Annotated in this window: 10 protein-coding genes; 9 read left to right on the top strand and 1 reads right to left on the bottom strand. The window is 61.7% G+C overall.

Annotation, left to right across the window (positions count from 1 at the left end):
* The 3 genes from EOC06_RS27040 to EOC06_RS27030 all read left to right on the top strand — a co-directional run.
* Positions 1–294 (top strand): N-acetylmuramoyl-L-alanine amidase (locus tag EOC06_RS27040; protein ID WP_128309224.1); only part of this gene is annotated, 294 nt, incomplete at its 5' end.
* The gene (locus EOC06_RS27035) at positions 291–545 is read left to right on the top strand and encodes a hypothetical protein (RefSeq protein WP_128309223.1); all 255 of its coding nucleotides are present in this window, start codon (positions 291–293) and stop codon (positions 543–545) included. The genes EOC06_RS27040 and EOC06_RS27035, both read left to right, overlap by 4 nt.
* Positions 514–870, top strand: coding sequence for a hypothetical protein (locus tag EOC06_RS27030; protein ID WP_128309222.1), 357 nt, complete (start codon positions 514–516; stop codon positions 868–870). Before EOC06_RS27035 ends, EOC06_RS27030 begins: the two co-directional genes overlap by 32 nt.
* A gap of 230 nt (positions 871–1,100) precedes the next feature.
* On the opposite strand, the gene EOC06_RS27025 is transcribed toward EOC06_RS27030, so the two are convergent.
* Positions 1,101–1,376: a hypothetical protein gene (locus EOC06_RS27025; protein WP_128309221.1), complete on the bottom strand. Its 276-nt coding sequence runs from the start codon at positions 1,374–1,376 to the stop codon at positions 1,101–1,103.
* Positions 1,377–1,645: 269 nt separating this feature from the next.
* Between EOC06_RS27025 and EOC06_RS27020 the strand changes: the two genes are divergently transcribed.
* The 6 genes from EOC06_RS27020 to EOC06_RS26995 all read left to right on the top strand — a co-directional run.
* The gene (locus EOC06_RS27020) at positions 1,646–2,575 is read left to right on the top strand and encodes a phage capsid protein (protein WP_206631260.1); all 930 of its coding nucleotides are present in this window, start codon (positions 1,646–1,648) and stop codon (positions 2,573–2,575) included.
* A gap of 99 nt (positions 2,576–2,674) precedes the next feature.
* Positions 2,675–3,205 (top strand): hypothetical protein, encoded by a 531-nt coding sequence (locus tag EOC06_RS27015; protein ID WP_164898756.1) that lies wholly within the window; start codon positions 2,675–2,677, stop codon positions 3,203–3,205.
* Positions 3,205–5,625, top strand: a complete 2,421-nt coding sequence (locus EOC06_RS27010; RefSeq protein WP_128309219.1) for a lipocalin/fatty-acid binding family protein — start codon at positions 3,205–3,207, stop codon at positions 5,623–5,625. The genes EOC06_RS27015 and EOC06_RS27010 overlap by 1 nt, the downstream gene beginning before the upstream one ends.
* The gene (locus EOC06_RS27005; RefSeq protein ID WP_127408545.1) at positions 5,625–6,092 is read left to right on the top strand and encodes a hypothetical protein; all 468 of its coding nucleotides are present in this window, start codon (positions 5,625–5,627) and stop codon (positions 6,090–6,092) included. The genes EOC06_RS27010 and EOC06_RS27005 overlap by 1 nt, the downstream gene beginning before the upstream one ends.
* Positions 6,092–6,613 carry a hypothetical protein gene (locus tag EOC06_RS27000; protein WP_128309218.1) on the top strand — a complete coding sequence of 174 codons (522 nt, stop codon included), beginning with the start codon at positions 6,092–6,094 and terminating at the stop codon, positions 6,611–6,613. Before EOC06_RS27005 ends, EOC06_RS27000 begins: the two co-directional genes overlap by 1 nt.
* A 1-nt stretch (position 6,614) precedes the next feature.
* On the top strand, positions 6,615–8,439 hold a 1,825-nt coding region (locus EOC06_RS26995), incomplete at its 3' end, for a hypothetical protein (protein ID WP_164898755.1).

Below are 8,439 nucleotides of genomic sequence, written 5' to 3'. Positions count from 1 at the left end.
GTCGTGTATCTCGACGGCTCCGTCCATGACGGTCGCCCCGAGGCCCAGATCGGTGCCCATGTCGAAGGTCACAATTCCGGAACCATCGGCTACGTCTACGTTGGTGGACTAGCGAAAGACGCCAAGACCCCGAAAGATACCCGTACGCCGGCCCAAAAGGCCACGATGATTGCCCTCACCAAGGCCGCCATCGCCAAGTACGGCCTGACTAAGGTCTCCGGCCACAACCAGTACGCCGCCAAGGCTTGCCCGTCGTTCGACGTGCGCAAGGACCCGCTCGGCCACTTGGTATGAACAAGACCTCCAAGCGGCGCACGTCGAAGGCATTCCTGCTGGCAAACACCGCGCTGGCTTGGGGGCTCGCCTTCTACGGCGTCTACGCCCAGCAAGGCTCCGCTGTCGTGGCATCCGCCCTCGCCCTGATCGGGTCCCTCTACGGGGCTTACGTGGGCATCGGGCACATGGATTACCGGCGCTTCCTTGCCTTCTTCAATAACTCACAGGAGACGCCCTATGCTGGCAATTCTGACGTGGGTAGTCCGTAACTGGAAGGCCATCGCGTTCGCTGCCGTCATGGCCGCGCTCGTGTTCGCCGGCTGGCGCCTCTACGAGGCCGGCAAGACCGAAGCCAACCAGAAGCACCAGATCGAGAACCTTCAGGCGAATCTTGAGGCATCCGAACGCGCCCGAAAGCTGACTGACGCTGCCCTCCTGGCTGACCAGCGCAAGGCCGCTGCCGACGCCCTCGCCTTCACCGAACTCCAGAAACGGAAAGACGCCCTGCATGACTATGCGGAAAGCATCTCGGACGGTCTGCGCGAGTGCCTTAGTGGCGCTGACGTTGAGCGCCTGCGCGACCTCTGGAACTAAGCTCCAGCCGACTACCCTCCCCCCGATCCCCGCCGACGTTCGCGTCTGCTTCGATCAGATCGTCGCGGCCCCTAAGAAGGGAGCCATGACCAAGAAACAGGTGCTTGAACTGGTCGCGTCCTTGAAGCTCTCCGAGGCCCAAAAGGTGGCCTGCGGAAAGCGCCTTATCGCCTTCTACGAGACTTTCGGTAGACATTGACACTGCTGGCACCTCTGCAATGCAAGTGCCATCATTCCATCTTATGTTTCTCGCAAGTCGAGCACTCAAAGCCAGCGGACTCGATCGCGTCTTTGACGGAGTCCATGACCTCTTTGCGGGAGTAGTCACCACCGCCGGTCTGCTTCAGCCAGTTGGTCGCTATTGCATAAGCAGGCCCGTTATCTTCCGGGAACACTCCCTTCAATGCTTCACCATGCGGACATTGGTGAAGAATTCCCGCTTGGATAGCAAAATCCATGCCCAACCGGCGAAGCTCATCGCGCCGGATCATTTCGTCGCCACCCATATTATTTCTCCGTTTCTGTTGATGCACCGTGGGACTGCTACCATCGGACGTCAATAGAATTCTCCTGAATGCGATAGACCATAGTCGTGCTGCCCACTCGGCGGCGACTCCAGGGCTCCGGCCCTGACAGGTTCCCAAGAAACACCAAACAGAACCTTGACCCGCCAACAGCTCCCCGAGGGGGGCCTTGAGCGGACAATCTCGTGTTCCTGCGGGGCGCTTCTGGTCGGACCGATCATCCCTCCAATCGCACACAGGAAAACACTAAAATGGCAGACCTTTCCGTCTCCCGCATCGGCCAAGTTAACCTCGCCGGTGACGTTGACGCTCTCAACCTGAAAATCTTTTCGGGTGAAGTCCTCACGGCCTTCAACATGAACTGCGTGTATCAGGACAAGCACCTGATCCGCGAAATCGCTTCCGGCAAGTCGGCCCAGTTCCCGGCCACCGGTCGCATCACGGCGGCTTACCACACGCCGGGCACCCAGCTCACCGGTACGCCGATCGCTCACAACGAGCGCGTGATCACCATTGACGATCTGCTCCTGGCTAACGTCATGATCGCGGACATTGACGAGGCCAAGTCGCACTACGACGTGCGCTCCGAGTACACCAAGCAGCTCGGTGAAGCCCTCGCTCTGGCGTTCGACACGAACGTCGCTCGCACGGCTGTTCTCGCGGCCCGCGCTTCGGCCACCATCACGGGTGAGCCGGGTGGTTCGGTTATCGTCGGCGGCGCAAACGTCCGCACCGATGGCGCTCTCATCAAGGCGGCCCTGTTCGCAGCGGCGCAGAAGTTCGATGAGAACAACGTCGTGGACACTGACCGCAACGCCTTCGTGAAGCCGGTCACCTTCTACGCGGCTGCGGCCACGACTGATCTGGTCAACAAGGACTGGGGTGGTCGCGGTGGCATCGCTGACGGCAAGATCGAAAGCCTCGCCGGCATCAACATCGTGAAGTCGAACAACGTCCCGAACTCGAACGTGGCCACCGGCCCGGCCAAGTATCAGGGCAACTTCGCCAATACCGCGATGTCGATCTTCCACCGCAGCGCTGTCGGCACCTGCCGGCTGATGTCCCTCTCGATGCAGTCCGAGTACCTGACCCTCTGGCAGGCTACCGCTCTGGTCGCCCGCTTCGCGGTCGGTCACGGCATTCTGCGTCCCGAGTGCGCCATCGAAGTCGTCACGGCGTAAGCCACACCAACGCAGATCGCCGGGGTCCCTTCGGGGGCCTCGGCTATTTTTTTGTGAGGTACTATGGAAACTCTCGGACCCGCATCCGAACTCGACGCCGTGAACGAACTGCTGGCATCCATCGGTGAGGACCCCGTGTCCGATCTGGAGGACCTCCCACCTTCCGGCAACACCGCTCTATCTGTACTCCGTAACCAGTCCCGTCAGGTCCAAGAGGAGCCCCGTTGGTTCAACTTCGAGACCGACGTGATGCTCTCCCCGAACGTCTCCGGCAACGTGCTGGTCCCCGATAACGCGCTCGACATCGACGCGACTGATGGCGACATCATCTCGGTCGGCGACAGGCTCTACGACAGGGACAACAAGACCTACACTTTCGCCTCCCCTGTGAGCTGCGAAATCCTGTGGCACCGACCGTGGGACGAACTCCCTAGCGTGGCCCGCCGGTACATCACCGCCCTCGCCACCGAACGGTTCATTGAAGGCTTCCCCGGAGCCGAGGCCACGACGCCCTCGCGTCAGCGCAACCTCGCCCGAGCGAACAACGCCTTTGTCCGCGCCGAAATCAGGGCCGGCGATTTCAACCTCCTCAACAACGCCTCAATCCAGACCATCGCTAGGAGAAGCTAATGCGAGCTGAAGGCGGCTCACCCAACCTCATCAACGGCGTAAGTCGCCAAGCTCCGGAAGTCCGTCTCCCCTCGCAGCTCCAAGAGAGCGTCAACCAGTTTCCCACGGTGACCCGGAACCTCGTTCCCCGGAACCCTGCGATCCTGAAGGGGCGCGTAGCTGGTGCCCCTGCGGCGAACACCGCCTATCATCTGATCGACAGAGACACTACGGAGCGGTACGTGGTCCGAATGAGCCCTTCAGGTGTAGTCGTCCACGACCTCGCTGGCACCGCCAAAACGGTCAATGCTCCCAACGGCAATGGATACCTTTCCGGCATCAGCTCCGCCTCCGACTACGAGGCTCTGACCGTCGCTGACCACACCTTTATCGTGAACAAGAAGAAGGTTGTCGCTCAAGCGGCCGCCACTTCTGCGGCGCTGGAGAAGTCCGCGCTACTTCACGTCGCGGCTGGCGAGTATCACACCAAGTACCGCATCGTTCTGAACGGCGTTGAAGTCGCCTCGTACCTCACCAACGGTGGGCCAGGAACAGACGACCTCGACGTGCGCCAATCAGAGAGACAGGCCACCCCGGCGTCTATCGCTTACGGACTTGCCAACGGGACTCCGCTAACGCCTTGGCGAGGCTCGGCCCCCGGAAACTCTGAATTGGGCGACAGCATCATCGCTGGCGGCCTCCAGACCCTAAGCCCCGCGGTCTGGTCCGTGGCCCTCTACGACAACGTGATCTACCTGAAGAACCTGTCGGGCGCTGACTTCACCATCTCGTGTGAAGCAGAGGGTCGCGATACCGCCTTCCGCGCCCACAAGGGTTTCGTGAAGGACTTTTCCGAACTTCCCCGAAAGGCCCCTGTAGGCTTCACCCTCAAGGTGGCCGGCAGCGACGATACCGACTATGACGACTACTGGGTACAATTCCAGCAAGGGGCCACAGACGGCCTCGGTCGTTGGAAGGAGTGCGTAGGCGCTGGCGAGAAGCTCGGCATGGATAGAGCCACCATGCCTCACGTCCTCGTCCGGGAGAGCAATGGCACCTTCACGTTCCGACAGGGCGACTGGGCAGACCGGGCAGTAGGCGACAGCACCACCAATGACTGGCCGTCTTTCGTCGGCTCCACCATCAATGGCTTTGCCTTCGCGCACAATCGGTTGGGAATCCTGTCCGGCGAGAACGTCGTGTTCTCCCGCGTCGGTGAGTTCTTCAACTTCTTCCGTGAGACCATTCTGACCGGGCTTGATACGGACCCGATTGACCAGGCGATCTCCTATGACGACGTGTCCACCGCCTACCACGCGGTGTCGCTGGCAGGCGAGCTGATCATCTTCACCCAGTCGATCCCGTTCCGAATGAAGGGCGGCGACATATTCTCGCAGAAGACGGCGAGCTTCGTGCCCACCCTATCGAACAGGTCCAGCTCAAAGGCCCGTCCCGTTCCCTGCGGCAACAAGCTGTTCTTCGTCAACGACACCGACAGCGGAGCTTTCGTCCACGAGTTCGTGAACGTGCAGGACGAAACCATTCAGGAGGCCCCCTCGATCAACGAGCATTGCCACGGCTATGTGCCGACCGGCGTGTTCATGATGGATGGGGACGAAGACCTCAAACTCCTGGCCATGGTCTCGAGCGCGGACCCGACGACGATCTACACCTACAAATGGCTCTGGATCGGGCAGAACAAAGCCCAGTCTGCTTGGCAGAAATGGGTCATGCCGGCAAGCGTCAAGGCCATTAAGTTCATAGGTGAGGAGCTTGTCGCGGTCCTCTCTGACGGCACCTACGTTGAGCACCTCGGCATCAACTGCCACGAGGCGTGGACCGACGGCAAGCCGGCCATCCTCCTGCTCGACCGCCGCGTGACCCTGACCGGGGTCTACAGCGCCGGCACCGATCAGACCACCTACACCACGCCATATCCGGCGGCAGGGGCCATCGCGGTCCTCAACACCGGCACGGACTTCGGCACCCAGCCGACCGTGGTTTCCTCCGCAGGCACCTCTCTGGTCGTCTCGGGCAACTACGGCGGCCTCTCGGCTTACGTCGGTTTCCCCTACCAAGCCTACGGGGTGATGTCTCCGTTTGTCGTTCGTGAAAAGCAGAGGGACGGGACCAGCGGCAACGCGGTTCCCGGCGTGGAGCTGAAGGTGGCCTCCATGCGCTTCGACACAGGGCCTAGCGTGGGCCTCGACGTGACCCTGACGCGCAGCTACCGCCCCACCTTCGTGCATCGCCTCTCGGCGGCCATCGTAGGCACCAAGACGAGCACTCTAGGCTCCCTGATCGTGGGGAAGCTGACGAAGGCTCTGTCGATCATGGCGGCGGCTGAAGACGTGACGATCCGGTTCGAGAACTCCGGCCCCTACCCCTACTCGGTCCTCTCCTACAAATGGACTGGCGGGGCTTACCCCAAAGGATACTGATGACGATAACACCTCATGGCCTGGTAACGGCCTCGACTGCCGCCGACGCGCGGGAACTCGACCGACTGCTTAGGCCAGAGGATCGCCGTGAAGTGGAGGAGCTGGGCGGTCGCCCGGCCCTCCAGCACTTCCTCCTCGGGGTCCTGATGTCGGAACCCTCGTTCACCTTACGGGACCATGACGGGTCTCTGGTGGGCATCGCTGGCGTGGTCCCTGACCTACGCGGCAACGGCGTAGTTTGGATGAGTGGGACGACCCTCGTGGAGAGCCGGAAGATGGCTTTCCTGCGAGGCTCCCGCGATGTCCTGGCCGAGTTCCACCGACGCTTCGACACGCTCTACAACATCTGTGACGCCCGCAACGAGGTCCACGTCAAGTGGCTCCGTTGGTTGGGCTTCACCCTCCTCCACAAGTACGAGTGCGGGCCGAACGCGGTCCCCGTCTATGAATTTGCAAGGATCGCCTAATGTGCGACTTCATCACAATCGCTTCCATCGGCCTTGGTATCGCCCAAGCCGGTATGGGCTACGCCGCCTCCAGCGCCCAGTACGATCAGCGTATGCAGGAGATGCAGGCGAACGCCATCAACGCCTCCAAGGCGGCTGAAAACCAATACGCCAACCTCAATATCCGCGCCCAACAAGAAGACGCGGCGATGGTCCAACAGAAGACCGAAACCAACATCGAGGCGGCCCAAGCGGCGGCATCAGTGGAGGCTGCAGCTGCTGAAGGGAATGTGGGTGGCCTCTCGGTCTCCTCGGTCCTACAGGACATGTACGCCCAAAAGGGTCGCAGCGATGCAGCGCTCGATACGAACCAGCAGATGAACCGTGGGTTCCTGAAGGGTGAGAAGATCGCAGCCGAGGCCGGCGGGCAGAACCAGATCAACTCCATGCCGATGCCGGAGAAGCCCAGCTTCGCTCCGTATCTCCTCAATGCGTTCAGCTCCGGCTTGAGCGCCTACAGCAACTACAAGTCAAAGGGCTAATATGGCAGACGGACTTTTCGGAACGAATGTGGCGGCCCCGAGCATTCGGCCAGTCGCCATCGCCCCCACCGGCATCCCCGGCAGCACCTATGTACGCCCCCAGCAGAAGCAAGTTGGGGGCAACCTACAGGCCCTAGCGGACAGCCTGGGCGGCCTCAACAACGCCCTCCAGCAATTCGGAGCGGTGTCCGCCCGTGCCGACAAGGACCCCGACAGTGAGGCCAACAGGGCCTTCTCTGACAGCATCGCCGGCAAGTCGCTGGAGGAAGTTATCAAGACGATGCCCGAGGCCAAGAACCGCATCCAGAAGGACGGGGTTCTTTCGCTGGTCGGATCCAAGGCGGCTTACGAGTTCCGCCAGCATATCACCGAGGCGTACAACAACGGTGGCTTCGACCAAGCCCACGGAGACTTCAACTCATGGGTCGAGGGCGAGCGCCAGAAGTATGCCAAGGGCCTGCCGGACCAAGCAATGCAGGCCGCCTTCTTCCGAGGCACCGACAACTGGACCCAGCAGTTCGGTGAACAGGACATGAAGCGGAAGATCGAAAACACCATGGCCGAGCGGGACACCGCAGTCGTGGACGAGTTCCGCATGATCGCCGACGACGGGATCGCCGCCAACAAGGGCCCCGAGGACATCGCCGACGCCATCATCAAGCAGTCAGGCGAGAACCGGACGTTCCGGGGCCTCGACGGCAAGTCGCAGAACGACACGCTGTTCCGCCTCGCCGAGGAGTATGCGCTGAAGGGCCGCCCCGAGCTGGTCAAGGCGCTCCTCAACAACAAGCGCGGCGGCATCGGTCCCTTGCTCGAAGTCTCCGGCTACACGGACAAGGGCCTCTCGCTCATCCAGAGGGCCGAGACGGAACAACAACAGGCCGCCAACGCTACCAGCTTCAAGACCCGCTCCAAGCTCGATGAGGACGCCATGTATGGCCGGCTCACCGAGGAGCAGATCGTCAAGGCCAAGGAAACACCCGGCAACGAGTGGCTCAACGACAGCATGGCCGCGCAGTACCTCGAAAGCTCCAAGCGCAATAAGGCCCAGCTCCTCGCGGGGCAGGCACGGGAGGAGGAGAAGCGCCGCATGGCATTCCAGTCCACCGGGCAGCGCACACAGGCTGTAGCCAACGCCTACGCCGAGCTGGAGACTCTTGGGGGTGCCCAGCGGCTCAAGGACGTGGAGTACATGGGGCCTGACGGCAACATGAAGACCCTGACGGTCAAGGACCAGCAGGACGAGGTGGTCAAGCGCAAGCTGTCGCAGTTCCAAGAGCTGGAAGACAAGGTGGTCGCCGGCAACGTCGATCCCAAGCAGGCCAAGGAGGAGGTGCTGAAGAAGCGCATCGCTTGGTTCGGTGGGAACGGCATTGTGGACGAGGACCTCCAGAAGAAGTTCAACTCCCTTCAGGTCCAGTCGTCCATCTCCCGTACGCTGGAGAAGGGCGAGGTCTCGAAGTACCTCGGCGGCATCGCGGAGGACTACCGGCAGCTCGAAGACATCAACCCGGCCTACGCCGACAGGTTGGTCTCGGACAGCAAGTCGGCAGAGTTCCTCCAGAACTACTCCGTCGCCCGCAACGACCTCATGGGACCCGAGGACGCCCTGATCTACGCCGCGCAGCAGTCCAACCGGACGCCCACCCAAAGGGCTCTCGGCAAGCTGACCCCGGACGACCTGGCTGACGATACCAAGAAGGTCCTCAACAGCCTCGACTATGACGCTGGACCCAGCCGCGACAACGAGGCGTGGGTGCAGGACCAGCTCAACAACTACACCGCACGGGGCCTCGACAGGGACACCGCACGGCAGAAGGTAATGG

Origin of the sequence: Mesorhizobium sp. M7A.F.Ca.MR.362.00.0.0 (assembly GCF_004023175.1) — a bacterium.
GTDB lineage: Bacteria > Pseudomonadota > Alphaproteobacteria > Rhizobiales > Rhizobiaceae > Mesorhizobium.
The sequence above is the reverse complement of the archived record's forward strand: the minus strand, read 5'-3'. Positions and strand labels throughout refer to the sequence as shown.